The 26,462-nt window shown below is 70.9% G+C and carries 27 protein-coding genes; 23 read left to right on the top strand and 4 right to left on the bottom strand.

Annotated features, from left to right (window positions below; genetic code table 11):
• Positions 1 to 22: 22 nt before the first annotated feature.
• From ACH4U8_RS27020 to ACH4U8_RS27065, 10 genes are all read left to right on the top strand, one after another.
• Entirely contained in the window at positions 23 to 1,177 is a 1,155-nt protein-coding gene (locus tag ACH4U8_RS27020; protein ID WP_360313016.1) for a zinc-dependent metalloprotease, read from the top strand.
• A 219-nt stretch (positions 1,178 to 1,396) separates the two neighbouring features.
• The gene (gene tilS / locus ACH4U8_RS27025) at positions 1,397 to 2,377 is read left to right on the top strand and encodes a tRNA lysidine(34) synthetase TilS (protein ID WP_360313018.1); all 981 of its coding nucleotides are present in this window, start codon (positions 1,397 to 1,399) and stop codon (positions 2,375 to 2,377) included.
• Positions 2,378 to 2,423: 46 nt separating this feature from the next.
• Positions 2,424 to 2,990, top strand: a complete 567-nt coding sequence (gene hpt / locus ACH4U8_RS27030; RefSeq protein ID WP_078979398.1) for a hypoxanthine phosphoribosyltransferase — start codon at positions 2,424 to 2,426, stop codon at positions 2,988 to 2,990.
• A gap of 307 nt (positions 2,991 to 3,297) precedes the next feature.
• A complete protein-coding gene (gene ftsH / locus ACH4U8_RS27035) occupies positions 3,298 to 5,352 on the top strand; it encodes an ATP-dependent zinc metalloprotease FtsH (protein WP_360313020.1) in 2,055 nt (684 codons plus the stop codon).
• A 2-nt stretch (positions 5,353 to 5,354) separates the two neighbouring features.
• A complete protein-coding gene (folE, locus tag ACH4U8_RS27040) occupies positions 5,355 to 5,960 on the top strand; it encodes a GTP cyclohydrolase I FolE (RefSeq protein ID WP_360313022.1) in 606 nt (201 codons plus the stop codon).
• Positions 5,961 to 6,069: 109 nt separating this feature from the next.
• Positions 6,070 to 6,954, top strand: a complete 885-nt coding sequence (folP, locus tag ACH4U8_RS27045; RefSeq protein ID WP_360313024.1) for a dihydropteroate synthase — start codon at positions 6,070 to 6,072, stop codon at positions 6,952 to 6,954.
• Complete coding sequence (locus ACH4U8_RS27050; protein ID WP_360313026.1) at positions 6,951 to 7,415, top strand: nuclear transport factor 2 family protein; 465 nt, start codon at positions 6,951 to 6,953, stop codon at positions 7,413 to 7,415. Before folP ends, ACH4U8_RS27050 begins: the two co-directional genes overlap by 4 nt.
• Positions 7,416 to 7,607: 192 nt before the next feature.
• Positions 7,608 to 7,970 (top strand): dihydroneopterin aldolase, encoded by a 363-nt coding sequence (gene folB, locus ACH4U8_RS27055; protein ID WP_360313210.1) that lies wholly within the window; start codon positions 7,608 to 7,610, stop codon positions 7,968 to 7,970.
• Complete coding sequence (gene folK, locus ACH4U8_RS27060) at positions 7,967 to 8,554, top strand: 2-amino-4-hydroxy-6-hydroxymethyldihydropteridine diphosphokinase (RefSeq protein ID WP_360313028.1); 588 nt, start codon at positions 7,967 to 7,969, stop codon at positions 8,552 to 8,554. The genes folB and folK overlap by 4 nt, the downstream gene beginning before the upstream one ends.
• Positions 8,551 to 9,015: a DUF3180 domain-containing protein gene (locus ACH4U8_RS27065; RefSeq protein ID WP_360313030.1), complete on the top strand. Its 465-nt coding sequence runs from the start codon at positions 8,551 to 8,553 to the stop codon at positions 9,013 to 9,015. Before folK ends, ACH4U8_RS27065 begins: the two co-directional genes overlap by 4 nt.
• Before the next feature lie 25 nt (positions 9,016 to 9,040).
• Here ACH4U8_RS27065 and ACH4U8_RS27070 read toward each other — a convergent pair whose 3' ends face one another.
• The gene (locus ACH4U8_RS27070; protein WP_395780783.1) at positions 9,041 to 10,189 is read right to left on the bottom strand and encodes an ABC transporter ATP-binding protein; all 1,149 of its coding nucleotides are present in this window, start codon (positions 10,187 to 10,189) and stop codon (positions 9,041 to 9,043) included.
• A 169-nt stretch (positions 10,190 to 10,358) separates the two neighbouring features.
• Here ACH4U8_RS27070 and ACH4U8_RS27075 point away from each other — a divergent pair, with 169 nt between their 5' ends.
• From ACH4U8_RS27075 to ACH4U8_RS27090, 4 genes are all read left to right on the top strand, one after another.
• Positions 10,359 to 11,099, top strand: a complete 741-nt coding sequence (locus tag ACH4U8_RS27075) for an ABC transporter permease (protein WP_395781013.1) — start codon at positions 10,359 to 10,361, stop codon at positions 11,097 to 11,099.
• On the top strand, positions 11,096 to 11,770 hold the full coding sequence (locus ACH4U8_RS27080; protein ID WP_360313034.1) for an ABC transporter permease: 675 nt from the start codon (positions 11,096 to 11,098) through the stop codon (positions 11,768 to 11,770). The genes ACH4U8_RS27075 and ACH4U8_RS27080 overlap by 4 nt, the downstream gene beginning before the upstream one ends.
• 23 nt (positions 11,771 to 11,793) lie before the next feature.
• Entirely contained in the window at positions 11,794 to 12,717 is a 924-nt protein-coding gene (locus ACH4U8_RS27085; RefSeq protein WP_395780785.1) for an ABC transporter substrate-binding protein, read from the top strand.
• A gap of 206 nt (positions 12,718 to 12,923) precedes the next feature.
• The gene (locus tag ACH4U8_RS27090; protein WP_395780787.1) at positions 12,924 to 14,309 is read left to right on the top strand and encodes a hypothetical protein; all 1,386 of its coding nucleotides are present in this window, start codon (positions 12,924 to 12,926) and stop codon (positions 14,307 to 14,309) included.
• A gap of 43 nt (positions 14,310 to 14,352) precedes the next feature.
• Here the strand turns inward: ACH4U8_RS27090 and ACH4U8_RS27095 are convergent, their stop codons facing one another.
• Positions 14,353 to 15,504 carry an NADH-quinone oxidoreductase subunit D gene (locus ACH4U8_RS27095; RefSeq protein ID WP_360313038.1) on the bottom strand — a complete coding sequence of 384 codons (1,152 nt, stop codon included), beginning with the start codon at positions 15,502 to 15,504 and terminating at the stop codon, positions 14,353 to 14,355.
• Positions 15,505 to 15,574: 70 nt separating this feature from the next.
• Here ACH4U8_RS27095 and ACH4U8_RS27100 point away from each other — a divergent pair, with 70 nt between their 5' ends.
• Genes ACH4U8_RS27100 through ACH4U8_RS27110 form a run of 3 tightly spaced genes read left to right on the top strand, consistent with a single transcriptional unit; the run spans position 15,575 to position 18,729 of the window.
• Complete coding sequence (locus tag ACH4U8_RS27100) at positions 15,575 to 16,072, top strand: PH domain-containing protein (protein WP_360313040.1); 498 nt, start codon at positions 15,575 to 15,577, stop codon at positions 16,070 to 16,072.
• Complete coding sequence (locus ACH4U8_RS27105; RefSeq protein WP_395780789.1) at positions 16,069 to 17,439, top strand: PH domain-containing protein; 1,371 nt, start codon at positions 16,069 to 16,071, stop codon at positions 17,437 to 17,439. Before ACH4U8_RS27100 ends, ACH4U8_RS27105 begins: the two co-directional genes overlap by 4 nt.
• A 36-nt stretch (positions 17,440 to 17,475) precedes the next feature.
• Positions 17,476 to 18,729, top strand: coding sequence for a CoA transferase (locus ACH4U8_RS27110; protein WP_360313044.1), 1,254 nt, complete (start codon positions 17,476 to 17,478; stop codon positions 18,727 to 18,729).
• 61 nt (positions 18,730 to 18,790) lie between these two features.
• Here ACH4U8_RS27110 and ACH4U8_RS27115 read toward each other — a convergent pair whose 3' ends face one another.
• Positions 18,791 to 19,765: an SAM-dependent methyltransferase gene (locus tag ACH4U8_RS27115; RefSeq protein WP_360313046.1), complete on the bottom strand. Its 975-nt coding sequence runs from the start codon at positions 19,763 to 19,765 to the stop codon at positions 18,791 to 18,793.
• A gap of 106 nt (positions 19,766 to 19,871) precedes the next feature.
• Between ACH4U8_RS27115 and ACH4U8_RS27120 the strand changes: the two genes are divergently transcribed.
• From ACH4U8_RS27120 to ACH4U8_RS27130, 3 genes are all read left to right on the top strand, one after another.
• Positions 19,872 to 21,050 (top strand): histidine kinase, encoded by a 1,179-nt coding sequence (locus tag ACH4U8_RS27120; RefSeq protein WP_360313048.1) that lies wholly within the window; start codon positions 19,872 to 19,874, stop codon positions 21,048 to 21,050.
• A gap of 118 nt (positions 21,051 to 21,168) precedes the next feature.
• Positions 21,169 to 22,401: a sensor histidine kinase gene (locus ACH4U8_RS27125; RefSeq protein WP_395780791.1), complete on the top strand. Its 1,233-nt coding sequence runs from the start codon at positions 21,169 to 21,171 to the stop codon at positions 22,399 to 22,401.
• Positions 22,398 to 23,096 carry a response regulator transcription factor gene (locus ACH4U8_RS27130; protein WP_360313052.1) on the top strand — a complete coding sequence of 233 codons (699 nt, stop codon included), beginning with the start codon at positions 22,398 to 22,400 and terminating at the stop codon, positions 23,094 to 23,096. Before ACH4U8_RS27125 ends, ACH4U8_RS27130 begins: the two co-directional genes overlap by 4 nt.
• Before the next feature lie 78 nt (positions 23,097 to 23,174).
• Here the strand turns inward: ACH4U8_RS27130 and ACH4U8_RS27135 are convergent, their stop codons facing one another.
• The gene (locus ACH4U8_RS27135) at positions 23,175 to 23,984 is read right to left on the bottom strand and encodes an SDR family NAD(P)-dependent oxidoreductase (protein ID WP_360313054.1); all 810 of its coding nucleotides are present in this window, start codon (positions 23,982 to 23,984) and stop codon (positions 23,175 to 23,177) included.
• Positions 23,985 to 24,129: 145 nt separating this feature from the next.
• Between ACH4U8_RS27135 and ACH4U8_RS27140 the strand changes: the two genes are divergently transcribed.
• The 3 genes from ACH4U8_RS27140 (at position 24,130) to ACH4U8_RS27150 (ending at position 26,432) form a co-directional block, all read left to right on the top strand.
• Positions 24,130 to 24,588, top strand: coding sequence for a 2,4'-dihydroxyacetophenone dioxygenase family protein (locus tag ACH4U8_RS27140; protein ID WP_360313056.1), 459 nt, complete (start codon positions 24,130 to 24,132; stop codon positions 24,586 to 24,588).
• A 34-nt stretch (positions 24,589 to 24,622) separates the two neighbouring features.
• Positions 24,623 to 25,804, top strand: coding sequence for a cytochrome P450 (locus tag ACH4U8_RS27145; RefSeq protein ID WP_395780793.1), 1,182 nt, complete (start codon positions 24,623 to 24,625; stop codon positions 25,802 to 25,804).
• A 193-nt stretch (positions 25,805 to 25,997) separates the two neighbouring features.
• Positions 25,998 to 26,432 (top strand): hypothetical protein, encoded by a 435-nt coding sequence (locus ACH4U8_RS27150; RefSeq protein WP_395780795.1) that lies wholly within the window; start codon positions 25,998 to 26,000, stop codon positions 26,430 to 26,432.
• Positions 26,433 to 26,462: the final 30 nt, after the last annotated feature.

Here is a 26,462-nt window from a genome sequence, read left to right on the forward strand (position 1 = left end):
GCCGAGCACGTAACGTGGCCGTATGACGAGCGGCAACGGTGCGGACATGATCGATTGGGACCTGGCCGTGGCGACGGCGAACCGGCTCGTGCGGCCGGGACCCGACGTCGGACGGGACGAGGCGCGGGCGGTCGTGGCGGAGCTGCGCGCGCACGCCAAGACGTCCGAGGGACACGTACGAGCGTTCACGGGACTCGATTCGGGCGACAACGACACCCCGGTTCTGGTGGTGGACCGACCGGGCTGGGCCCGGGCCAACGTGCAGGGCTTCCGGCACGTGTTGCGACCACTCCTGGACAAGGTCGAACAGCGCCGCGAGAGCGTGCCGGGCGGTGCCGCGCTGGGCACCGTGGGCGGCAAGGTGACCGGCCTGGAGCTGGGCACCCTGCTCGCGTTCCTGTCCTCGCGCGTGCTCGGCCAGTACGAGACCTTCGCGCCGCAGGCCCCGGGCGCGAGCGGGCGTGGCCCCGGGCGCCTGCTCCTGGTCGCGCCCAACATCGTCCAGGTCGAGCGCGAGCTGGGCGTGGACCCGCACGACTTCCGGTTGTGGGTGTGCCTGCACGAGGAGACCCACCGGACCCAGTTCACCGCCGTGCCGTGGTTGCGCGACCACCTGGAACAGGAGATCCACGGCTTCCTCGGGGAGACCGAGGTCGACCCCTCCGCGGTGCTCGGCCGGCTGCGCGAGGCGGTCTCCACGTTCGCGGGCGCGCGCCGCGCCGGCACCGAGGGCGACACGGACGGCGGCTCGCTGGTCGAACTCGTCCAGACGCCCGAGCAGCGCGAGATCCTGGGCCGGATCACCGCGGTGATGTCGCTCCTGGAGGGACACGCCGACTTCGTGATGGACGGAGTCGGCCCGCAGGTCATCCCGACCGTGACGGAGATCCGGGAGAAGTTCGCCGAGCGGCGCGCCCAGGGCACCGGGCGGCTCGACCAGGCGCTGCGCAAGCTGCTCGGCATGGACGCGAAGCTGCGCCAGTACCGCGACGGCGAGCGGTTCGTGCGCGAGGTGGTCGGCCGGGTCGGCATGGAGGGCTTCAACCGGGTGTGGACCTCGCCGAACACGCTGCCCACCAAGGCCGAGGTGGCCGAGCCGGGCCGCTGGGTGGACCGGGTGCACGGCAAGGCGGGCGCCGCCGGCGCGCCGACCGAGGGCCCCGCCGACCCCGGGTGAGAGTCGACGCCCGACACCCGACGCGGCGCCGGTACGCGCCGCGCCGGGCCCGCGCCGGCCCGCCCGCGTCCTCATCCGGGCGACATCCGGTGGTGTCTGCGGCCCGGGGCGCTTCGGGTGACGTAGCGTGGGCGAACCAACTCTCTTCGGCATTCCTCGCGGCGGCCGCGACCTCCGCGAACCGGCCGAACCGGACGTGCAAGGAGGTGTCGTCGAGCCGTGGGACCCCATCCCGCCGTGGCCGCCACCAGGCTGGCCGTCCGCAAGACCCTGCGCGAGCTGCAACCGGGTGACCTGGTCCTGGTGGCCTGCAGTGGTGGTGCGGACTCGTTGGCGCTCGCAGCGGCCACCGCGTTCGAGGCCCCGCGGGCGGGTCTGCGTGCCGGAGCCATCACCGTCGACCACGGTCTCCAGGCGGGCTCCACCCGTCGTGCCGTGGATCTGGTCGCCCGACTGCGCGACCTGGGCCTGCGTCCGGTCGAGGCGCTCGGCGTCACCGTCGGCACCCGCGGCGGCCCCGAAGGCGCCGCGCGGCTGGCCCGATACACCGCCCTGGACACCGCCGCGCGGACGCACGGCGCCGCGCTGGTGCTGCTCGGGCACACCCTGGAGGACCAGGCCGAGACCGTGCTGCTCGGGCTCGCCCGAGGCTCCGGCGCGCGCTCGCTGGCCGGCATGCCGCCGCTGACCGGGCACTACCAGCGCCCGTTCCTGGAGCTGGGCCGCGACATCACCCGGCAGGCGTGCGTCGCGCAGGACCTGCTGCCCTGGGAGGACCCGCACAACGCCGACCCCGCCTACACCAGGGCACGGGTGCGGCACGAGGTGCTCCCGGTGCTGGAGAAGGCGCTCGGCCCCGGAGTGTCCGAGGCGCTGGCCCGCACCGCGCGCCTGTTCCGCGACGACGCCGAGGCGCTCGACCAGTGGGCCGACCGCGCCCAGGCGGACGTCACGCACGACGACGGCGAACTGGAGGTCGCCGGGCTGGCCGAGTTGCCCGCCGCGGTCCGCCGTCGGGTATTGCGCCGCACGGCCGTCGGCGCGGGCAGCCCCTCCGGGGCACTGTTCGCCCGACACGTGGAGGCGGTGGAGAAGCTGGTCATCTCGTGGCACGGCCAGGGGCCCATCCACCTGCCCGGGGGCGTCGAGATACGCAGACGGTGTGGCAGGCTTCTCTTTCACCGGCCGGCTCAATCCTGACCGGTGACCGCGGGGCTCAGTCGAAAACTTCGTAGTAAGGCATGTGGTGGACGAGAAGGACATGGGCGCCGACCTCGAAAGGGTCCTCGTCACGCAGGAGGAGATCGAGGCGAAGCTCGTCGAGCTCGCCGAACGGATCGACGAGGACTACCGGGGCCAGGACCTGCTCCTGGTCGGCGTGCTCAAGGGCGCCGTCATGGTCATGGCCGACCTCGCCCGAGCCGTGCACTCGCCGGTCAAGATGGACTGGATGGCGGTGTCCTCCTACGGCTCCGGCACCAAGTCCTCGGGCGTCGTGCGCATCCTCAAGGACCTCGACGCGGACATCGCCGGTCGGCACGTGCTGGTCGTCGAGGACATCATCGACTCGGGCCTGACCCTGTCGTGGATGCTCGCCAACCTCACCTCGCGAGGTCCCGCCTCGCTGGAGGTGTGCGCGTTCTTCCGCAAGCCGGAGGCCGCCAAGGTCGACATCCCGGTCAAGTACGTGGGCTTCGACATCCCCAACGAGTTCGTGGTGGGTTACGGCCTCGACTACGCCGAGCGCTACCGCAACCTGCCGTTCGTGGGCACTCTGGCCGAGCATGTATACGGTGGTTCGAAGCCGACCTGACCCGCTCGGACGCATGGATCACGGCTTCGGGTTTGCGCGATCGAGATCCTGTAACAGCATCCGGGAACAAGGGGAACGTTTCCCCTCGTTGGAGGGTGCGTCGGGGGTCGATTCACGAAGGCGCGCAAGGTGAGTGAACGCGCGGCGCGTTGACGTGCGGACGCCCGGTGTACCGTCTAACGCAGTGACATCCGATCAGCACGGGCGACCGTGCCGGGCGATACCGGACAGGCAACGTACCCGGGCGCCATAAGGCGTCCGGGTCAAAAGTCGGCAGGAGGGACGGGGCGTCTGCTGCCCCGCATCGATGGACGTCAAGCGCTATTTCCGCGGGCCGGTCATGTGGATCGCGCTGGCCGTCATTGCTGTGATCCTCCTGATGCAGCTCGTCTCCTCTTCGAGCGGCTTCAAGGGTGTCGACACCGGCAAGGCGATCCAGGCGATCCAAAACGACCAGGTCAAGTCAGCCAAGCTCATCGGCGGTAACGACCAGTCACTCGAACTCACCCTGATCGACGGGGTGAAGGTCGACAAGCACAACAAGATCAAGACTTCGTACATCGACGAGCAGGGCGTGGAGATCCAGCGCCTGCTCCAGTCCAAGTACGAGCAGGGCAAGATCCAGGACTCCTACACGGTCAAGCTCAGCAAGCAGAGCACGATCGTCAGCATCCTGTTCTCCCTGTTGCCGTTCGTGCTCATCGTCGTGGTCTTCCTGTTCCTGATGAATCAGATGCAGGGCGGCGGCTCCCGGGTCATGAACTTCGGGAAGTCCAAGGCCAAGCTGATCTCCAAGGACACGCCGAAGACGACCTTCGCCGACGTGGCCGGTGCGGACGAGGCGGTCGAGGAACTCCACGAGATCAAGGAGTTCCTCCAGGAGCCCGCCAAGTTCCAGGCGGTCGGCGCGAAGATCCCCAAGGGTGTGCTGCTGTACGGCCCGCCCGGAACCGGCAAGACCCTGCTCGCCCGCGCGGTCGCGGGTGAGGCCGGCGTGCCGTTCTACTCGATCTCCGGTTCCGACTTCGTCGAGATGTTCGTCGGTGTCGGCGCCTCCCGAGTGCGCGACCTGTTCGAGCAGGCCAAGGCCAACGCGCCGGCGATCGTCTTCGTCGACGAGATCGACGCGGTCGGCCGACACCGCGGCGCGGGCATGGGCGGCGGTCACGACGAACGCGAGCAGACCCTCAACCAGCTCCTGGTCGAGATGGACGGCTTCGACGTCAAGGGCGGCGTGATCCTGATCGCCGCGACCAACCGGCCCGACATCCTGGACCCCGCGCTGCTGCGCCCGGGCCGCTTCGACCGGCAGATCGCGGTCGACCGTCCCGACATGCAGGGCCGCTGGGACATCCTCAAGGTGCACGCCAAGGGCAAGCCGGTCACCGACGACATCGACCTCAAGGCGGTCGCTCGGCGCACCCCCGGGTTCACCGGTGCCGACCTGGCGAACGTGCTCAACGAGGCCGCGTTGCTGACCGCCCGCGCGGACGCCAAGCTGATCGACGCGCAGTCGATGGACGAGGCGATCGATCGGGTCGTGGCCGGGCCGCAGAAGCGCACCCGGATCATGAGCGACAAGGAAAAGAAGATCACCGCGTACCACGAGGGCGGCCACGCCCTGGTGGCCCACGCGCTGCCGAACACCGACCCGGTGCACAAGATCACGATCCTGTCCCGCGGTCGCGCGCTCGGCTACACGATGGTCCTGCCCGAAGAGGACAAGTACTCCACCACGCGCAACGAGATGCTCGACCAGCTCGCCTACATGATGGGCGGGCGCGCGGCGGAGGAGCTGGTCTTCCACGACCCGACCACGGGCGCCTCGAACGACATCGAGAAGGCCACCGGTCTGGCCCGCTCGATGGTCACCCAGTACGGGATGACCGAGCGGCTGGGTGCGATCAAGTTCGGCAACGACGGTGCCGAGCCCTTCCTGGGTCGTGAAATGGGTCACCAGCGCGACTACTCCGAAGAGGTCGCGGCTATCGTCGACGAAGAGGTCAAGAGGTTCATCGAGACCGCCCACAACGAAGCGTGGGAGATTCTCGTCGAGAACCGTGACGTGCTGGACAACCTGGTGCTGGAGCTGCTGGAGAAGGAGACCCTGGACAAGGCCCAGGTCGCCGAGATCTTCGCTCCGGTCACCAAGCGCCCGGCTCGTCCCGCGTGGACGGGTTCCAGCCGGCGTCAGCCGTCCAGCCGTCCCCCCGTGATGACGCCCCGCGAGCTCACACTCTCCGGTGGCGGCAGCGAGAATGGAATTCTCAACGGTGGCTCGACCTCTGCGACGGGCACCACGACGGGGTCCGGTGGGGCGGTAGCGCACCCCGAGCCGCCGTCCGATTCTCCGGAGAACTGAACGTGACGATCGACCCGGTCACCTTCGACGGTCGTACCGTGGGTGAGTTCGACCAGGATCGCGCCGAGCGCGCGGTTCGGGAGCTGTTGCTCGCGGTCGGGGAGAACCCCGACCGCGAGGGTCTCAAGGACACCCCGGCCCGTGTGGCCAGGTCGTACCAGGAGATCTTCGCGGGACTGCGGCAGGAGCCCGAGGACGTACTCACCACGACCTTCGACCTCGGCCACGACGAGATGGTCCTGGTCAAGGACATCGAGGTCTACAGCACGTGCGAGCACCACCTCGTGACTTTTCACGGGGTGGCGCACGTGGGGTACATCCCGTCGGAGGACGGTCAGATCACCGGCCTCTCCAAGCTCGCGCGCCTGGTGGACGTCTACGCCAAGCGTCCGCAGGTGCAGGAGCGGCTGACCACCCAGATCGCCGACGCGCTGGTGAACATCCTGCGCCCGCGCGGGGTGATCGTGGTGGTCGAGTGCGAGCACCTGTGCATGACCATGCGCGGCATACGGAAGCCGGGTGCGCGCACCCTCACCTCCGCCGTGCGCGGGCAGTTGCTGAACGCGGCCACGCGGGCCGAGGCGATGAGCCTGATCCTGAGCCGGTAGCGGTCGCACGGCGCACGGTCGCGGGTCGGTGGGGACACCGGCGACAAGTCGCGACGCAGTACTCGGGGGTTGACCGGGCAGCGCCCGGTCAACCCCTACTCTGTTCCCCATGACAGCGACGACCGGCCCGCGACATCGGGCTCCCGACCGCCCACCACGGGTGCGCGGCCTGCCCGAGTTCGGCCGGTGCGCGGTCATGGGGGTGGTCAATGTGACCCCCGATTCGTTCTCCGACGGCGGCCTGTGGTTCGACTCGAAGGCCGCGATCACGCGTGGGCTCGCGCTGCTCGACCAAGGGGCCGACCTGATCGACGTGGGCGGCGAGTCGACCCGACCGGGGGCCGGTCGGGTCGATGTGGACGAGGAACTGCGCCGGGTCGTCCCGGTGGTGCGCGAACTGGCCGCGGCCGGCGCGGTGGTCAGCGTGGACACCACCCGGGTCGAGGTCGCGAGCGCCGCCGTCGAGGCCGGCGCCAGGCTGGTCAACGACGTCAGCGGCGGGCTCGCGGATCCGGCGATGGCCGCCTACGTGGCCGACAGCGGGGTGCCCGTGGTGGTCATGCACTGGCGTGGGCACTCGCGCGGCATGCAGGAGCACGCGGTCTACGCCGACGTGGTCGCCGAGGTGCGCACCGAGTTGGCCGAGCGGATGGAGAAGGTGATCGCGGCCGGCGTGCACCCCGACGCGATCGTGCTCGACCCGGGCCTGGGCTTCGCCAAGACGGCCGCGCACAACTGGCCGTTGCTCGCCCACCTGGACGCGCTGCACGAGCTCGGTCGTCCGCTGCTCGTGGCCGCGTCCCGCAAGACCTTCCTGGGGCGGCTGCTCGCCGCCGAGGACGGCACACTGCGTCCGCCTCGCGGCCGCGACGACGCGACGGCCGCGGTCTCCGCGCTGGCCGCCGCCGCGGGCGCGTGGGCCGTCCGTGTGCACGAGGTGCCCGCTTCGCTCGACGCGGTCAAGGTGGCGGCTGCCTGGCAGGAGGCCCGATGAACCCGATTGACGATCAGACGTCGCCCGAGGCGGACGCGGTACGCGAGGTCAACCTCGCGCTGTGGACGGCCGTCGAGGAGGGCGACATCGACGCCCTCGGCGCGATCTGGGCCGACGGCCCCGACGCGCCCAGCGTGACGTGCGTGCATCCGGGGTGGCCCGCGTTGCACGGACGCGCGGAGATTCTGCGCTCGTACGCGCTGATCATGGCGAACACCGCGTATGTGCAGTTCTTCCTGACCGACGTCGAGGTCAAGCTGGCCGGCGAGGTCGCGGTGTTGTCCTGCACGGCGAACATGCTGACCGGGATGGCCGAGGAGGACGGCGGCGACGAGGCCGGGTTCGCGGGCGGCCGGGCGGTGGTCACCAACGTCTTCCGGCGCACTCCCGCGGGCTGGCGGTTGTGGCTGCACCACGCGTCTCCGGTGATGGCGGAGGTCGACGCCGAAGAGGAGATCTGACCGATCCCGATCGCTTCGATGCGTCGTTCGGGTGTCTTCGGGGCACCCGGCCGAGCGAACCTGTCGGGTTCGCTGGGTACATTCGTACCGCACAGAGGTGGTCCGGCCGTCGGCGCGACCGCCCCTCGACGGGTCGACAACCGAACGGTCGGGGTGCGCAGTGATGGGATAGCGCCGAGGAGGCGACTGATGCTGGACCGCGTCTCGCTGCGGGGACTGAAGGCCCGCGGCAACCATGGAGTGTTCGCGAAGGAACGCGACGAGGGCCAGACCTTCGTTGTCGACGTCGTGCTCGGGGTGGACACCCGTCCGGCCGCGCAGTCCGACGACCTCACCCTCACGGTGCACTACGGCGAGGTCGCCGAGGACGTGGTCGGCGTCGTCCAGGGCGACCCGGTCGATCTGATCGAGACGCTCGCGCAGCGGATCGCCGACGTGTGCCTGGCCCGCCCGCTCGTGCAGGAGGTGGAAGTGATCGTGCACAAGCCCGACGCCCCGATCACCGTCCCGTTCGACGACGTGACGGTGACCATCGTGCGAGGGCGGGACCGATGACCGACACCGTCGAGGAGCCCACGCGCGAACCGGTCCCGGAGCAGCCCGCCGAGACCGCCGGCCGGCGGATGCCGTCGACCTGGAGCCGGGTCGTGCTCGCGCTCGGCAGCAACCTGGGCAACCGCCTGGAAACCATCCAGGGTGCCATCGACGAGATCGCCGACACCCCGGGAGTGAGCCTGCTGCGGGTGTCCCCGGTCTACGAGACCGACCCCGTGGGCGGGCCCGAGCAGGGCACCTACTTCAACGCGGTGGTCGAGGTGCGCACGCTGCTCACCCCGGATCTGATCCTGGAGCGCGGCAACTCGATCGAGGAGGCGTTCCAGCGGGTCCGGGTCGAGCGCTGGGGACCGCGCACGCTGGACGTGGACGTGATCTGGTTCGAGCACGTGGTGCGGGACGACCCGCGCCTGACCCTGCCGCATCCGCGCGCGCACGAGCGTTCGTTCGTGCTCGCACCGTGGCACGACATCGACCCCGAGGCGGAGGTACCGGGCCACGGCCGGGTCGCCGACCTGCTCGCGCGGGTGGGCCTCGACGGGGTGCGTCGCCGTGACGACCTGGAGCTGACCGCAGACCGATGAAGCCCACGCGCCCGCTCGTCCTGCTCGCCCTCGCGCTGGGGGCGGGTGGCCTCGCGTATGCCGGAATCGACCTGTGGGACTCGCGCGGCACGCCGCCCGTGGTCCCGATCCTGGCCCCGATCGTGCTGTTGTGCCTGGCCGCGATCGCGTTGGCGACCGCGCTGTCGCTGCGTTCGCGGCTCAAGGCGCAGCGCGAGCGGCGGCCGAACGCCCGCCCGGTGGATCCGCTGGTCGCCGCGCGGGCGGTGGTCTTCGCCAAGGCCGGTTCGTTGGTCGGCGCGCTGGTGGTGGGCCTGTACGGCGGCTACGCGCTCTACCTGACCGGCTTCCTGGAGGTCACCGAGCGCTCGGCCCAGGCCCAGCGCTGTGCCTTCGCCGTGGGCGCGGGCCTGCTGCTGGTCGGCGGCTGCCTGTTCCTGGAGCGGATACTGCGCGTCCCCGAGGACCCCGAGGACAAGTAGCCCCGGGCCGGCCCGGGATTTCCCGTCAGCCCTCGATCGTGTCCAGCACGACCTCGGCCAACGGGATGTCCCGCTCCTCCGCACCGATCGAGCGCCGCAGGGCCTCGTGCAGCCGCGCCGGCGTGAGCACGCCCACGAACCGGTCCCCGTCCAGCACCGCGATCCACCCGGCGTCGTGCTGGAGCATCTCGCCGAACGCCTGCTTGAGCGAGGCGCGCACCGGCACCCAGGCCTCCATCCGGCGGGCCCGATCGCGCACCGTACCGCCGGTCGCGCGGTCGTCCACCCACCCGTGCAGGTTGCCCGCGTCGTCCAGCACCACGGCCCAGCGCGAGTCGGCCGCGCGCAGCTTCGCGAGCGCCTCCGACATCTGGTCGTCCAGGTGCACGACCGGCGGCAGTTCGAGGTCCTCGGGGGTGATCTCGGTCACCGACAGCCGCTTGAGGCCGCGATCCGCCCCGACGAAGTCGGCGACGTAGTCGTTGGCGGGCGCGCCGAGCACGCTGGAGGGTGTGTCGAACTGCTCGATGTGGCCGCCCATCGAGAAGACCGCCATCCGGTCACCGAGTCGCACCGCCTCCTCGATGTCGTGCGTGACGAGCAGGACGGTCTTCTTCAACTCCGCCTGAAGTCGCAGGAATTCGCTCTGCAGACGCTCGCGCACCACCGGGTCCACCGCGCCGAACGGCTCGTCCATCAGCAACACCGGCGGGTCGGCGGCGAGGGCGCGGGCCACGCCGACCCGTTGGCGCTGGCCGCCGGAGAGCTGGTGCGGGTAGCGGTCGCCGAGCCTGGCCGGGTCCAGGCCGACCAGCTCCAGGAGTTCGACGCCGCGAGCCCGGGCCTTCTTGCGGTCCCAGCCCAGCAGACTCGGCACGGTGACGGTGTTCTCCAGCACGGTGCGGTGCGGGAACAGGCCGCCGGACTGGATCACATAGCCCATCCGCCGGCGCAGCTTGACCGGGTCGGCCCGGGTGATGTCCTCGTCGTCCAGGAAGATCCGCCCCGACGTGGGTTCGATCAGCCGGTTGACCATCTTCATCGTGGTGGTCTTGCCGCAGCCGGACGGGCCGACCAGGGTGACCAGTTCGCCCGCGGCGACCTCCAGGGACAGTTCCGCGACAGCCTCGGTGCCGTCGGGGTACCGCTTGGTGACGCGGTCGAGCCGGATCATGGGGACCCTCCGGGGGCATGGCGGGCAATCGTGGCAGGTGTCCGGAGATCCGGGTGATTCCCGGCCCCCAAGGGTGGCAACGTACCCGGACGATCCCCTTCACACACCGGGTGTGTCGGCCGTCACGAGAATGTCCGTCCGACCGCTGGGGTACTGTCCGCCCGTGATTGTGGCCTCCGGTGACTGCCTGAAGCGCAACTCGTGGGTCTGCGGGAAGTACTTCGACGAGTACTCCGAGGAGATCACCACCGCGTTGCGCGAACACATCTATCTGACCGTCGTATCGGTGGCGATCGGTCTGCTCGTCGCGTTCCCGATGGCCCTCGCGGCCCGGCGTTGGCGACTGACCGGGAGCGTGCTGCTCGGCTCGACCACGATCCTGTACACGATTCCCTCGCTGGCGATGTTCGCGATTCTGCAGCCGTTCACGGGTCTGACCGAGACCACGGTGATCATCGGCCTGGTGTTGTACTCGCTGACCATCCTGGTGCGGAACATGCTCGCCGGTCTGCAGGCGGTGCCGCCGGATGTGGTGGAGGCGGCCAAGGGCATGGGCTACGGGCCCGGGCGGTTGCTGTTCCAGGTCGAACTGCCGCTCGCGCTGCCCGCGATCATGGCCGGCGTCCGGGTCGCCACGGTGTCCACCGTCGCGCTCACCACGGTCGGCGCGATCGTCGGCTCCGGCGGGCTGGGCAACCTGATCTACTCCGGCATCGACACGCTCTTCAAGGCGCAGGTGTTGACCGCGTCGGTGTTGTGCGTCGTGCTGGCCATCGTGGCCGACCTGTTGCTGCTCGGCGTACAGCGGCTGTCGACCCCGTGGGAGCGGGCCGGCGGGCGCAAGCGGCGACAGTCGGCGGTGCCCGCGCCGACGGCCGAGATCGACCTGAAGGCGGGGGCCTCGGCGTGAACGTGCTCGGCGACGCGTGGGACTGGTTGGCCGATGGCACGAACTGGAGCGGCGAGAGCGGGGTGTGGAATCGGCTCGGCGAACACGTCGTGCTGACCGTGGTGTGCGTGCTGGTCGCGGTGGTCATAGCGCTGCCGATCGCGCTGTGGCTGGGACATCTGGGCCGGGGCGGCACGCTGGCGATCAACATCTCCAACATCGGGCGGGCCATCCCGACGTTCGCGGTGCTGGTGCTGCTCGGGTTGAGTCCGATCGGCATGGGCGACACCGCGACGATCATCGCGCTCGTGTTGTTCGCCATCCCGCCGGTGCTCACCAACGCCTACGTCGGCATGCGGGGAGTGGACCGGGACGTGGTCGAGGCGTCGCGCGGCATGGGCATGACGGGCGGGCAGATGTTGTTCCGTGTCGAGCTGCCCCTGGCACTTCCGTTGATCATGACGGGAATTCGAACGTGTGCCGTTCAGGTTGTTGCGACCGCAACACTCGCGGCACTGGTCGCGGGGGGCGGTCTCGGGCGCATCGTCACGGCCGGTTTCGACCTGCAGGACAACGGTCAAGTGGTGGCGGGGGCAATCCTCGTGGCCGCGTTGGCTCTGGTGGTGGAGGGCCTGTTCGCGCTCGTGCAGCGGTTCACGGCCCGGACGCCGCGTGGCGGTGTGACCTCGTGAGAACGGAAAGGGCGGTGCATCGCATGCTTATACGGCGTGGCAAGACGGGCATGACGGTCGGCGTGGCGGCAGGGCTGTCCCTGGTGTTTCTGATGGGCGCGACGGGGTGTTCCTCCTCGGACGACGACAAGACGGTGGTCGGTTCGGCCGGTTTCACCGAATCCGAGATCCTGGCGCAGATGTACAAACAGTTGCTCGACAAGGGCGGGGTGAAGGCGAGCATCAAGACGGTCAAGAACCGTGAGCTCTACGAACCCGAGCTGGAGAAGGGCAAGATCGCGGTCGTGCCGGAATACGCGGCGACGATGGCGGAGTTCCTGAACCGGAAGAAGAACGGCCCGGATGCCGCACCGGTCGCCTCGCCGGATGTGGCGGCCACGGTCGCCGCGCTGAACACGCTCGCCGGCCCGGCCGGGCTCAAGTCCGGAACACCGTCGCAGGCCGTGGACCAGAACGCGTTCGCGGTGACCAAGGACTTCGCCGCGAAGAACAACCTGAAGACGCTCTCCGACCTGGGCCGCGCCGGCATCGAGGTGAAGATCGCGGCGGGCGAGGAGTGCAGGACGCGCCCGTTCTGCGCCCCGGGCCTGGAGAAGACGTACGGCATCAAGGTGAGTGGCGTGGACCCGCTCGGCGTGGGCACCACCGCCGCCAAGCAGGCGGTCAAGGACGGCAAGGACCAACTGGTCCTGACCACGTCCACCGATGCCACGCTCGACCAGTTCGGCCTGGTCGTCCTCACGGACGACAAGAAGCTGCAGAACGCCGACAACGTGATTCCGGTCGTCAATTCGGGCAAGGCGGACAAGATCCTGCCGCTGGTCGACAAGCTCGCCCCCGTGCTCACCACCGAGGACCTGACCGCGCTCAACAAGCAGGTCGACGAGGACCGCAAAAAGCCGGCCGACGTCGCCAAGGCCTACCTGAAGTCCAAGAACCTGATCTGACGCAATTTCCTCGATGACGGCAAATCCCCTGGCGCCGACCGGACTTACCCATGGTCCGGTCGGCGTCGCGGCATTCCGGAGGATTTCGGCCCGGCCCGGTGTTCGCGGTCGGCCCGGCCAAGTTCCCCCCACGGAAAGCAAAAAAGCCCGCGCCCACGGCAACCCCCGCACCAAGGCGAACGCCGTATCGCGCTAACGTCTGGTGCATGCCACGTGGACGCCATCGCTCGGTCTCGACCGCCACACGCATATCCCTGCTTGCCGCCATATGCGCGCCGGCGCTCGTCGCCGTCGTCCTGGCGGTCGTCGCGGGAGGTGCGACCACACTTCGACTCGCCGTGCTGCTGGGCGTGTTGTCCGCGGCCGGCGCGATCGCGTGGGTGGTCCGCGGGAGTACCGCACACCACCGGCGACTGGCCGAGGAGAGCATCGCCCGGCGCCGCGAGCGAGAGCGTTCGGCCGAAGAGCTGCGGGTGGCGATCGAACGGGCCGACGAGCACGAACTCGCCGTGTTGCAGGCCGGCGAACTGGCCGCCGACCACCTGGTGTCGCGTCCGCAACGGCTGACCCCGGACCTGTTCGCGCGCGGCGCGGCGGTGTTGGACCTGCTGGATCGGCGGGCCGGCGAGGCGCGTCCCACGGCCCCGTCCATCGTCCCGGCCGTGCGTCGGCCGCCCGTCTCCGCGCCGGACCTGGTCCCGGCCTACGCGGCCTCGGTGTTCGGCCCGGCGGCGCGCCCCGCCGCGCGGGTCGAGAGTGCGCCCGCCGCCGCGACGCGGCCCGCCGCCCCGGTCGCCCGGCCCGCCGAGCCCGGCCGCGGTGTCGCCCGCCCGGCCGGTGCCCCGGTCGAGGCCGCCCCGGCGGCAGCCTCCCGGGCCGACTCCGCCGCCGTGCCCGCCCGCGCCGAGTCTCCCGGGGCAGCCGTTGCCGCTTCGCCCGCGCCGCCGGCCGTTGCCGCCCCCGCCGTCCCGGCCCCGGCCGCCGCGTCGGCTCCGGTAGCCGACACACCTGCCGACACACCCGGCGTCGCGTCGCCGCCGCCCGCCGCGGCCGAGCCCGCCTCCTCGACCCCCATGCTGCCCGCGACCGTGCCCGCGCCGGCCCGGGCGTCCGGAGCCGAGACCGCCGAGGTCACCCGGATGGTGCGGGACAAGGTGCTGGAGGTGACCCGCCGGGTGGCCGGCTCCGGGGCCTCCGGGCGGTTCGACTTCTTCGCGCCCAAGGCCGCTCCGGCCGAGCCCGAGGCGACCGGCTTCCTGACCGACGAGCTGTTCGGCTCGGACGCGCGCTACGACGCGCTGGTCGCGGGGCGCCCGCAGGGGGAGGAGATCGAGCCGGCCGAGGCGACCTCCGTCCCGGACCGGGCGGTCGACGACATCGAGGCCGATCGGCTCGCCGACCCGGTCCGCGCCGAGGACACGCCGGTCGTCCAGCCCACGCCGGTGCACCGCGGCCAGGGCGTACGGTTCGCGCCCAGCGAGTCCGACCGGGTCCGGCCGGGTGTGCCGCGGCCCAAGCCGCTGCCGGTGGACCTCACCGCGCACGACGACACCGAGGAGATCCCCCGGATCGACATCCGCAAGCACGCCTGACCCGGCCGGCGCCCCGCCCGACCGCCGACCGGCGTCCGCGGTGTCACTTGTCGATGTCGCCCACGACGAAGAAGAGCGATCCCAGGACCGCCACCATGTCCGCGATCAGGCAGCCCGGCAACAACTCGGTCAGTACCTGCACGTTGTTGTAGGACGCGGAGCGCAGCTTGAGTCGCCACGGCGTCTTCTCGCCGCGCGAGACCAGGTAGTAGCCGTTCAGGCCGAGCGGATTCTCGGTCCACGCGTAGGTGTGGCCCTCGGGCGCCTTGAGCACCTTCGGCAGCCGCAGGTTCACCGGACCCTGCGGGAGTGCGTCGAGCCGGTCGCAGCACGCGTCGGCCAGGTCCAGGCTCACGTGCACCTGCTCCAGCAGGCATTCGAACCGGGCCAGGCAGTCGCCCTCCTCGCGGGTGACCACCCGCAGCACGTCGGCGAGCTCGCCGTAGGCCAGATACGGCTCGTCCCGACGCAGGTCGAAGTCGACGCCCGAGGCTCGCGCGATCGGCCCGCTGACTCCGTACGCGGCCACCAGGGCCGGTGTCAGCACCCCCACCCCCCGGGTGCGGGCACGGAAGATCTCGTTGCCCGAGACCAGGTCGTCCAGCCCGGTCAGCCGGGTGCGGACGGTGGCGACGGCGTGCCGTACCCGCCCGGTCCAGCCCGCCGGCAGATCCTCCTTGAGGCCGCCGACCCGGTTGAACATGAAGTGCATCCGGCCACCGGAGATCTCCTCCATCACCGCCTGGATCTCCTCGCGCTCGCGAAACGCGTGGAAGATCGGGGTGATCGCGCCCAGCTCCAACGGATACGAGCCCAGGAACATCAGATGGTTGAGCACCCGATTCAGCTCGGCGAGCAGGGTCCGCGCCCAGACCGCGCGCTGCGGCACCTCCATGCCCAGCATGCGCTCCACCGCGAGCACCACGCCCAGCTCGTTCGCGAACGCGCTCAACCAGTCGTGCCGGTTCGCGAGCATCACGATCTGTCGGTAGTCGCGTACCTCGAAGAGCTTCTCCGCGCCGCGGTGCATGTAGCCGACGATCGGCTCGGCGGAGACGATCCGCTCGCCGTCGAGCACGAGTCGCAACCTCAGCACGCCGTGCGTGGAGGGGTGTTGGGGCCCGATGTTGAGCACCATGTCGGTCGTGTCGAGCTGGTCGGCGCCGATACCCACGCCCACGGTCCTGGCGGTCATGGACCCTGAGTCTGCCAGTAGTCGTGTGCTCCTTCGCACCCTTGTATGCCCACCTGGGAAGGTTGCCCCCATGAAACCGGCCGATGACGCCCTGGCTCCGCCCGACCTCGACTGGCGGGCCGTCTCGGAACAGCTCTACCGGATGCGCCGCGCGCTGCTGCTCGCCGGCTGTGTGGTGTTCGCCGTGCTCGCCGGCGGTCTGCTCGGCCGGTTCGTGGTCTGGTGGGCGGGCGCGGTGGTGGTGCTCGCCTGCGTCGGGACGGCTGCCTGGGGTCTGCCCGCGCTCCGGCGCAACCAGCGCTCGTGGCGCTACGCGGAGCGGGACGACGACCTGCTGATCGCGCACGGCGTGCTGTTTCGCCGGCTGGTGGTGGTGCCGTACGGGCGGATGCAGTTCGTGGACGTCGAGGCGGGCCCGCTGGAGCGTCGCTTCGGCATCGCCACGGTGACCCTGCACACCGCCTCGGCCTCCTCGGACGCGGTCGTGCGCGGCCTGCCGCCGGCCGAGGCCGCGCGGCTGCGCGACCGGCTCGCGGCGCTGGGCGAGGCCCGATCGGCGGGGTTGTGAGCACCGCCGGCGAGCGGCCCGTCCAGGGCACCGACGAGCCGCGCCGGCTGCACCCGCTGACCCCGCCGGCCCGCGGCTGGGTGGTGATCGCCGCGTGCCTGGGCGTGGTCGTGCACAACGTCAACTCCGGGTGGGCGACCCCGGGTCGGCTGATGATCGGGCTCGGCGTGGTGGTGCCGCTCGCGTTCGGCTACGGCTACCTGTCGTGGTGGTTCACCACGTTCCGGATCGAGGGCGACGACCTGCGGCTGGACTCCGGGGTGCTGTTCCGGCGGACCCGGCACGTACGCCTGTCCCGGCTCCAGGCGGTCGACATCGTCCGCCCGCTGGCCGCCCGATTGTTCGGGCTCGCCGAGTTGCAGCTCCAGGTCGCCGGCGGGGACAAGGCCGAGGCGAGCCTGTCCTATCTGGCCGAGGCGGAGGCGCAGCGGTTGCGTGCCGAGTTGCTCGCGCGTGCCGCGGGGGTGCGCCCGGACGTGGGGGAGGCGCCCGAGCAGGCGCTGGTCTCGGTGCCGCTTTCGGCGGTGGTCGGCTCGGTGTTGCTCTCGGTGGGCACGTGGGCCGCGCTCGCGCCCAGTGTGGTGGTGGTGATCCTGGCCTTCGTCCTGCACGAACTCGCCTTCGTGTTCGGGTCGGTGCCGCTGTTCCTGGCCGCGTGGCAGTTCACCGCCGGGCGGGTGATCCGGAATTTCGACTTCACCGTGGCGCGTTCGCCGGACGGTCTGCGGTTGCGGCACGGCCTGCTCGAACAGCGGCATCAGACGGTGCCGCCCGGCCGGGTCCAGGCGGTGCGGATCGTGCAGCCGTGGTTGTGGCGGCTGCGTGGCTGGGTCCGGGTCGAGATCAATGTGGCCGGCTACGGGGGCAAGGACGCCGACGACAAGGAGACGATCCTGTTGCCGGTCGCGCCCCGTGTGGTCGCCCACGGCCTGCTCGGCCAGATCCTGCCGGGTGTGGACATCGACACGGTCGAGCTGATCCCGGCGCCGCGGCGGGCCCGTTGGCACGATCCGGTCGGCTGGTCGGCCTGCGCCTACGGCGCGGACGCCGAGGTGTTCGTGGCCCGCAGCGGCCGGTTCCACCGGATCCTGGATGTGATTCCGCACGCGAAGGTGCAGAGCGTACGGCGGACCCAGGGTCCGTGGGAGCGCCGGCTCGGCCTGGCCACCGTGCACCTGGACTCCACCCCGGGTCCGGTGCACGTCAAGGCGGCCCGACGGGACGCGGCCGAGGCCGACGCGATGGTCGCCGAACAGGCCGAACGCTCACGGATCGGACGCCGCGAGGCGGGTGCGGAACGCTGGATCGGACCCGCATCTGACAGTTCGTCAGGTTCCGCCTCTTCCCTCGGCGAGAGCGCCGGTTAATATCTGACGCATCGTCATATTCGCAGGGAGGCAGCGATGAGTCAGGTCGAGTCGAAGGGTGGGGCCCCGCTCGCAGGGGTTCGCATCATCGAGTGTTCGATGCTGGGACCGGCCGCGATCACCTCGTCGCTGGTCGATCTGGGCGCCGAGGTGATCAAGATCGAGCCGCCGCAGGGCGACTACATCCGGGACATGACGTGGCCCATCGTGGAGGGCTCGTCACTGATGCACCTGCACGTCAACCGGGGCAAGAAGTCACTGGTCCTGGACCTGCGCAAGCCGGAGGCGATCGAGACCTTCAAGGCGCTGGTCAAGGACGCCGACGCGGTGATCGAGGCGATGCGACCGGGCGGTCTGGCCCGGCGCGGGATCGGCTTCGAGGACCTGAGGAAGATCAACCCCAGGATCGTGTTCTGCACGATCTCCGGCTACGGCGCCACCGGCCCGTACCGGGACATGCCCAGCCACGGCGTCGCCTACGACACCTGGGCCGGCGTGGTGAAGCCGGCGATCAACGAGGACGGCTTCCCGTATCTGCCCGAGCACGCCTCGATCGGCATCCACGCCGGTCCGATGTTCGGCGCGCTCGGTGTGCTCGCGGGCATCATCCGGGCCCGGGCCACCGGCGAGGGCAGTGTGATCGACATCGCCCAGTCGGACGCGGCCGCGTCGATGGACTGGCTGCGCAGCGAGACCTGGAAGGCGTACGAGCGCCCGGAGTCCGAGGTGACCGGCAACAAGTCGGACAACTACGAGCGGCGTGCGCCCGGCACCGGCGGCATGGAGAAGGGTGTCCGCTACCAGATCTACGCGACCAAGGACGATCGGTACGTGCTGTTCATGGCGTCCGAGCAGTCGTTGTGGAAGAACTTCTGCGAGGGGGTGGACCGTGCCGACCTGTTCGAGCGCTGGCCCGGCTCCAAGTACGCGGACCACGCGGTCGGCAACGTCGAGCTGCGCGGCATCCTGCGGGACATCTTCGCGACCCGGACCGCGCGCGAGTGGATCGAGTTCGGCAACGACGCGAACACGCCGATCGCGCCGGTGAACACGCCGCAGACGATCGCCGAGGATCCGCAGTTCCGGCACCGGTTCCCGTGGTTCGACCAGGACCGGCTCGGGGCGGAGCAGTTGCCGTCGCCGATCAAGTTCGTCGGGGAGTCGCTGCCCGTGCCGGAGCGGGCGCCCACGGTCGGGCAGCACAGCGCCGAGGTCCTGGCGGACTTGTTGGGGTACGACGAGGCGCGGATCGCCGCGCTTCGGGCGGCGGGGGCGCTCGGTTCGAGCTGACGGCCGGCCTCGGACGCCGGCCCGGCCGGTTTGCCGGGCCGATCGGCTCGGGGTGGTTCGGTCAGGGGCGGAGGTGGGTGGGGACGGGCATGCGGATGCCCTGAGCCAGCCAGTGGAAGTCGCCCAGGCCGCCTCGGGCGGTGAGTTCGCCGGCCTCGCCCGCGTCGCGCAGGCCGGCGAGGTAGCCGGTGGGGTCGGTGCGGGCCAGTTCGTACGGCGGGCGGTGGCCGGTCAGGCCCAGGGCGCGCAACGCGTGCCGCTGGGTGGTCAGGACCGTGTCCCGCGCGCCCGCCGCCTCGCCCGCCGCCGCCACCGCGTCCATCGCGACATGGCAGGTCACATCGCAGGTGCCGTCCGGAATGGGCGGCACCTGCCGGCCCTGCCGATATCCGGTCAGCGAGCCGTACGTCGGACGCCCGTCGGCCAGGTGTCCGTAGTCGATCGCCACCGCGACCCCCCGCTCCAGCCGCTCGATCGCGTCCGCCCACGCGACGTCCCGGGACTCGCCGATCTCGGCCCGGGTGCCCGGCTCCGCGCCGACCAGCGGCCACCAGCGATCCAGCCAGCGGGCGTCCTCGTCGCGGACGACGGCGCCCAGCCGCTCGTCCCCGGTGCGCACGTCCACCTCGACCACCCGCGGCACACCGTGCTCGTCCACCTCCGCGACGTCGGCGGGGACGTTGTCCAGCCACTCGTTGGCGATCAACAACGCGGTCCGACCCGGCGGAACCTCCGGTTCCCAGCCGATCGACGGCGGCAGCGCCTCCGGCCGGCCGGCGACATCCACGCCGATCAGCTCCAGGTGCGGCGCGATCCGGCACAGCGCGACCAACAACTCGCCCCGCCCGGCGCCCACGTCCACGACGGTGTCCAGGTCCGCGGCGCGCGCGAGGTCGGCCAGCGCGCGGGCGAACAGCGGGGAGGCGTGCACCGAGGTGCGGAAATGGCCGGCGGGGCCCTCGGCCCGGCGGTAGAAGCCCTCGGCTCCGTACAACGCCCGACGGGTGGCTTCCTTCCAGGTCAGCCGTCGTTCCATCGAACCCGACGGTACCGGCCCCCGATCGCCGCCGTACGACCGAGGTCGGTCTGTGCCGGTCCGTCCGGAGTGCGGGCGAACGGATGTGCCCGTCTAACCTGCCTGTGTGCATCACCTGTACGCCTGGCTCCGTGGCCGCCCCCTGCTCGTGGACGCAGCGTGGGCGCTGCTGCTGCTCATGTTCGGCCTGTTCGAGGTGATCATCGACGAGCCGGGCCCGCTCGACCTCCCGCACCTGGTCGCGCTCGGCACGATGTCGATCGTGCTGCTGATCCGCCGGCGCAATCCCAGCCATGCGCTGGCGGTCACCCTCGCGGTCGGGATCTTCCAGCTCTTCGACGACATACCGCCCGGCCTGGAGGCGGTCGCGATGCCCGCGATCGCCTACAGCGCCGCCGCGTACAGCTCGCGCTGGGTCTCGCGCACGGCGCTCGTCGGCGGGGTGCTCGCGCCGATCGCGGCGATGTTGCGCTGGTGGGACAACCCGGAGGTGCCGACCACCGGCATCATCTTCTTCACCTTGTTGCTGATGGGCCCGTTCGTGATCGCCTGGGTGCTCGGCGATTCGATGCGCACCCGGCGGGCGTACTACGTCGAGCTGGAGGACCGGGCCGACCGGCTGGAGCGCGAGCGGGACCAGCAGGCGCAGATCGCGGCGGCGGCCGAGCGGGCCCGGATCGCGCGCGAGTTGCACGACGTGGTCGCGCACAACGTGTCGGTGATGGTGGTGCAGGCGGACGGCGCCGCGTACGCGCTGGACGCCGCGCCCGAGTTGACCCGCGAGGCGCTCGGCACGATCTCCGCCACCGGCCGCGAGGCGCTGGCCGAGATGCGCCGCCTGCTGGGCGTGCTGCGTTCGCAGAGCGAGGGCGACGCCTATGTCCCGCAACCGGGCGTCGAGCAGCTCGAAGACCTCCTGGAGCGGGTGCGCAGCGCGGGCCTGCCGGTCGACCTGACCGTCGAGGGGGTGCCGGTCGAGCTGTCCCAGGGCGTCGCGTTGACCGTGTACCGGATCGTCCAGGAGGCGCTGACCAACACCCGCAAGCACGGCGGGCCGGACGCCAAGGCGCGGGTGCGCCTTCGCTATCTGGGCGAGGACGTCGAACTGGACGTGGGCGACGACGGGCGGGGCGCGGCGGCTCCCGGCGACGGGATGGGACACGGTCTGGTCGGTATGTGCGAGCGGGTCGCGCTGTTCGGCGGCCATCTGGAGACCGGGCCCCGGCCGGACGGCGGCTGGCGGGTCCGGGCCCGACTGCCGGTACGCCCGGGGGAGGGCGGCTGAACCGTCCCGGCGGCACTCGGGGAGGGCCCGCGACCCGGTCGGATCCGACTTGTGGCGGAGGGATGATTCGGCAAGTCGGTTGACGCGCGCCCGGCCCGCGGCCACGTAGCGTCGAAGTGTGCAACGAATCTATGCGTGGCTGCGAGCGCACCCCCTGTGGGTCGACTCGGTGTGCACGATTCCGGTTCTCGGCCTCGGACTGCTCCAGGTCGTCTCGGACACCCCCGTCGCCGCGCCTCGGTGGTGGTTCCTGGCGATCGTGGCGCTGCTGAGCCTGGGCATGGCGCTGCACCGGGTGCGTCCGATGACCGCGACCGCCCTCGTGGTGACCGGCGGCCTGATGCAGCTCGTCTGGGACGACACGCTGAGCGCGGCCAACTATTCGATGCTCGTCGTGCTCTATACGGCCGCCAAGTCCGGTCCGCGCTGGCTCTCCCGCACGGGGCTGGCGATGACCGTGCTGGGACCGGTGATCCTGCTCTCGCGCTTCCCGGAAACGGGCGGTTCCTCGTTCCGCGACAACGTGATCGGCTTCGGCTTCATCGTGGTGTTGCTGGCCATCGCGTGGGTGCTGGGCGATTCGATGCGCACCCGCCGGGCGTTCTACGCCGAGTTGGAGGAGCGGGCCACCCGGCTGGAGTTCGAGCGGGACCAGCAGGCGCAGATCGCGGCGGCGGCCGAGCGGGCCCGGATCGCGCGCGAGTTGCACGACGTGGTCGCGCACAACGTGTCGGTGATGGTGGTGCAGGCGGACGGCGCCGCGTACGCGATCGAGTCGTCGCCGGACCGGGCCCGCGAGGCGCTGGGCACGATCGCGGCGACGGGGCGGGAGGCGCTCGCCGAGATGCGCCGACTGCTCGGGGTGCTGCGTTCGCAGGCCGAGACCGACGCGTACGTGCCGCAGCCGGGCGTCGAACAACTCGGCGAATTGGTCGAACAGGTGCGCACCGCCGGCCTCAACGTCGAGCTCCGGGTCGAGGGGGTGCCGGTCGAGCTGCCGCAGAGCGTCGCGCTGACCGCGTACCGCATCGTCCAGGAGGCGCTGACCAACACCCGCAAGCACGCGGGTCCCGATGCCACCGCCACGGTCGGTGTCGGCTACGGGGAAGATGGGCTCGAAATGGAGATCAGCGACGACGGCCGCGGTGCCGCGGCCCCCGGCGACGGCATGGGCCACGGTCTGGTCGGCATGCGCGAGCGGGTCGCGATGCTGGGCGGTCGGTTGCGGACCGGGCCGAGCGTCGGGGGCGGTTGGTCGGTCAGCGCGATGTTGCCCTACGCCGGTCGCCCCGACGACTCCTCCATCTCCTCCGGTACGCCCGTCAGGACGACTCTTCAAGGAGCTCAGTGAGCATCAAGGTGATGCTGGTCGACGACCAGGAATTGCTGCGGACCGGTTTCACCATGGTGTTGCAGGCCCAGCCGGACATGAGTGTGGTCGCCGAGGCCGGCGACGGGGTCGAGGCGCTGGACAAGCTTCGGCACGTGGACGTGGACGTGGTCCTGATGGACGTGCGGATGCCGCGGATGGACGGGGTCGAGGCGTGTCGGCGGATCTGTGCCGAGAGCGGTGAGAACGCGCTCGTGCTGCCCGAGGGCCGGGCCCGACCCAAGGTGCTCATGCTGACCACCTTCGACCTGGACGAGTACGCGTTCGCCGCGCTCAAGGCCGGGGCCAGCGGCTTCCTGCTCAAGGACGTCCCGCCGCCGGAGTTGCTGTCCGGGATCCGGGCGGTGGCCTCCGGCGACGCGGTGGTCGCGCCGAGCACGACCAAGCGGCTGCTCGACCGGTTCGCGCCGATCCTGCCCAGCGACCACGAGCCGCGCCCGGACGTGGTGGACGCGCTGACCGAGCGCGAGCTGGAGGTGATGATGCTGGTCGCCCAGGGGTTGTCCAACGCGGAGATCGCCCAGCGGCTGTTCCTGTCCGAGGCCACCATCAAGACCCACGTCGGCCGGATCCTGATGAAGCTCGGGCTGCGCGACCGGGTCCAGGTCGTGGTGCTCGCCTACGAGACGGGTCTGGTCAAGGCCAGGGGTCGCTAGCCCCCGTCCGTCGGGCCACGCCCGCACGCCGCTCGGGCGATCGCCCGACCCGCGTGCGGGCGCGTCCGCGCGGTGGGGTCAGTCGGTATAGAAACCGCCGTCCGGGTGCAACATCTCGCCGGTGAAGTAGGACGACTGGTCGCTCGCCAGGAACAGCGCCGCGTTGGCCACCTCGCGGGCGCTGCCCATCCGGCCCAGCGGCACGCTGCCGAGCAGGCGCTGTTCGAGCTCGGGCATCCCGCGCAGCACCGCGGTCATGTTGGTCTCGATGAAGCCGGGACCGATCGCGTTGACCCGGATCCCGGCCGGGCCGAGCACGAGCGCGGCCTGCTTGGTCAACATCCACACACCGGCCTTGGACACGGAGTAGGCCGCCGAACCCGCCTCGGGGTGCTTGGCGGCGATCGAGGCGATGGTGATGATCGAACCGCGTCGCCCCTGGGCCACCATCCAGCGCGCGGCTGCCTGGACCGCGAGCAGCGTGCCGGTCAGGTTCACGTCGAGCACCCGCTGCCACTCGGCGAGCGGGCTGTCCACGAATCGCTTGATCGGGTCCCGCTCGGTCGCGACCGCGTTGCTCGGTCGGCCGCTGACATAGTCGGCCGTGCTGATGCCCGCCGCGGTGACCAGCACGTCGATCGATCCGAACGTGTCGATCGCGTGCTGCATCACCGTCCCCACGTCGGTCGGGCTGCTCGCGTCGGTGTGCATGTAGGTGGCCCGCCGGCCACGCTTCTCGACCGCCTCGACGGTGCCGATCGCGGCCTCGTCCAGCAGGTCGGCGATCACGATGTCGGCGCCCTCCTCGGCGAAGCGCTCACAACACGCGCGGCCGATCCCGTTGGCGCCGCCGGTGACCACGGCCACCTTCCCGTCGAGCTGTCCCATCTCCCGCTCCCCATCTCCGTCCCCCCGGTGCACTCATGTGCGGTCGATGGTGTTGCCCATCCCACGCGGCTCTCGAAACCCACCGGTCCTTGAGGCATGCTGTTACACCGTTACAGAGCACCGTTCGCCTCCGGGAGGAACCCGCATGACCACCACCGAAACCGGACGCCCCGCCGTGCACATCGGGGCCGAGGACCTGCCGTTCGTCGAGATCGGCGGCGGCAACAAGCTCAAGGTGCTGTGCGTCAAGGAAGAGGAGGGCCTGTGGATCGTGGAGAACGTCTTCCAGCCGGGCTTCGCCGTCGAGACGCACCGGCACACCGGCCCCGTCTACGGCTACACCGTGGCCGGCGCGTGGAAATACGCCGAGTACGACTACGTCAACCGGGCCGGCTCGTTCCTCTATGAGCCCGCCGGCTCCGTGCACACCCTCACCTGCGTCGAGCCCGACACCCGGGTCTGGTTCCAGATGTACGGCGCCAACCTCAACCTGGACGCCGAGGGCAACATCACCTCGGTGACCGACGGCGCGGGCACGCTGCGCGCCTACTACGCCCTGTGCGAGGCACAGGGCTTCGGCCGGCCGAACGTGCTCGTGGGCTGACCGGGATGCGATCCGAGGTTTCGAGGGAGATGCCATGACCGTCACGTCCGATTCGACCGGAGTCGACCTGTACAGCCCCGAGCTGTATCTCGACGGCCCGCCGCACGCGCTGTTCGCCGAGTTGCGCCGGACCGACCCGGTGCACTGGCAGGACATCCCGGGACAGCCGGGCTACTGGGCCGTGCTCCGGCACGCCGACGTCGAATACGTCTCGCAGAACCCGGCGATCTTCTCCGCCGAGGCGGGCGGGATCATCCTGGAGGACCTCGAACCCGAGCGGCTCGAAGCCCTGCGCGGCACGCTGTTGTCGATGGACCCGCCGCGCCACCGCGCGTATCGCAAGCCGCTGGTGAAGTCCTTCACCGCGAAGGTGGTCGGCGGCATGGAGGACCGGATCCGGACCATCTGCCGGGAGATCTTCGCGCGGGTGGGCACCGGCGACGTCGAGTTCGTGCACGACGTCACCTCCAGCCTGCCGACCCAGGTGATCGGCGAGCTGATGGGCCTGCCGCCGGCCGACTGGGACCACATCCACGCGCTCGCCGAGCGCAACACGGCGGGTGAGGGCGGTCGGGCGGCGATCGAGATGGCCCGCTACGCGATCGGCTTCGCCGCCGCGCGCCGGGCCGAGGAGCCGCGCGAGGACATCACCTCGCTGATCCTGGAGTCCGAGTTCGGCGGCCGGATGATGACCGACCTCGACTTCGGTCAGTTCTTCGTACAACTGGTCACGGCCGGCAACGACACCACCAAGACCATGCTGTCCGCCGGCCTGCACGCGCTGCTGACCCACCCCGAGCAGCTCGCGGCGGTGCGCGCGAACCCCGACCTGGTCCCGGGCGCGGTCGAGGAGATCCTGCGCTGGGCCAACCCGCTGCACTACTTCCGCCGGACCGCCACCCGGGACACCGAACTGCGCGGCGTGCCGATCAAGGCGGGCGACAAGGTGGCCATGTACTACACCTCGGCGAACCGCGACGAGGAGGTGTTCACCGACCCGCAGCGCTTCGACGTCACCCGCAGGCCCAACCCGCACCTGTCCTTCGGCTTCGCCGAGCACTTCTGCCTGGGCGTGCACGTCGCCCGCCTGGAGGGCCGGGTGTTCTTCGAGGAACTGCTCGCCACCTACCCCACGATCGAGGCGACCGGCGAGCCAGAGCGGCTGCGCTCGAACCTCAACAACGCGCTCACCCGATTGCCGGTCCGGCTGGGCTAGGCCCTTTCGCGTGTCGGTGACCGTCGCTCGGGCCGCCCGGAGCCCGTCCGGCGGGGCCCGAGCGCGGGTTCTTCACACGACGAGAGGCATGCGAACGGGGTCGAAAGGGGACACATAAGCGACGGACTCGGGGAAAGAAGAGGGCGGAACCCTCGCACCTGGTCAATCGACGCCGGTCTCCGGGAGGCTCCCCATGGGAAGCCGTCAACTCGTCATACGTGCCGGTCGCCGCTGTGCGCTCGCGGTCGCCGTGCTCGGGATCGCCGCGGCGGCCGGGGCCCTGGAGGTCGGCCCCACCCCCGCACCGTCACCCGGCCGCAGTAGCGGCGCCTCGGTGGAATCGACCGCCGACCCGGGCCGCCCGGCCCCCTCCGCCTACTCGCTGCAGACCCAGGGCGGCCCGCGCAGCGTCCGGGTCGCCCGGGTGGTCACCGGCACGATGTTGTTGACCGGGCTCGTGCTGACCGCGCTCGGCGCGATCGGGATGCGCGGACCGGAGCTGATCCGGCACAAGGTCGCCCGACGTGTCGCGTATCAGGCCGGCTCCTCCCGGTATCGATGGCCGCCGCCGAGCCCGCTGCCGACCGACCTGCCGACCAACCCGGGGACCGGGCCGCCCGGCGCGTGAGTACCCTGATCGGGCCAGTACTCGTCCGGT

It is taken from the genome of Embleya sp. NPDC020886, assembly GCF_044333915.1.
Classification (GTDB): domain Bacteria; phylum Actinomycetota; class Actinomycetes; order Streptomycetales; family Streptomycetaceae; genus Embleya.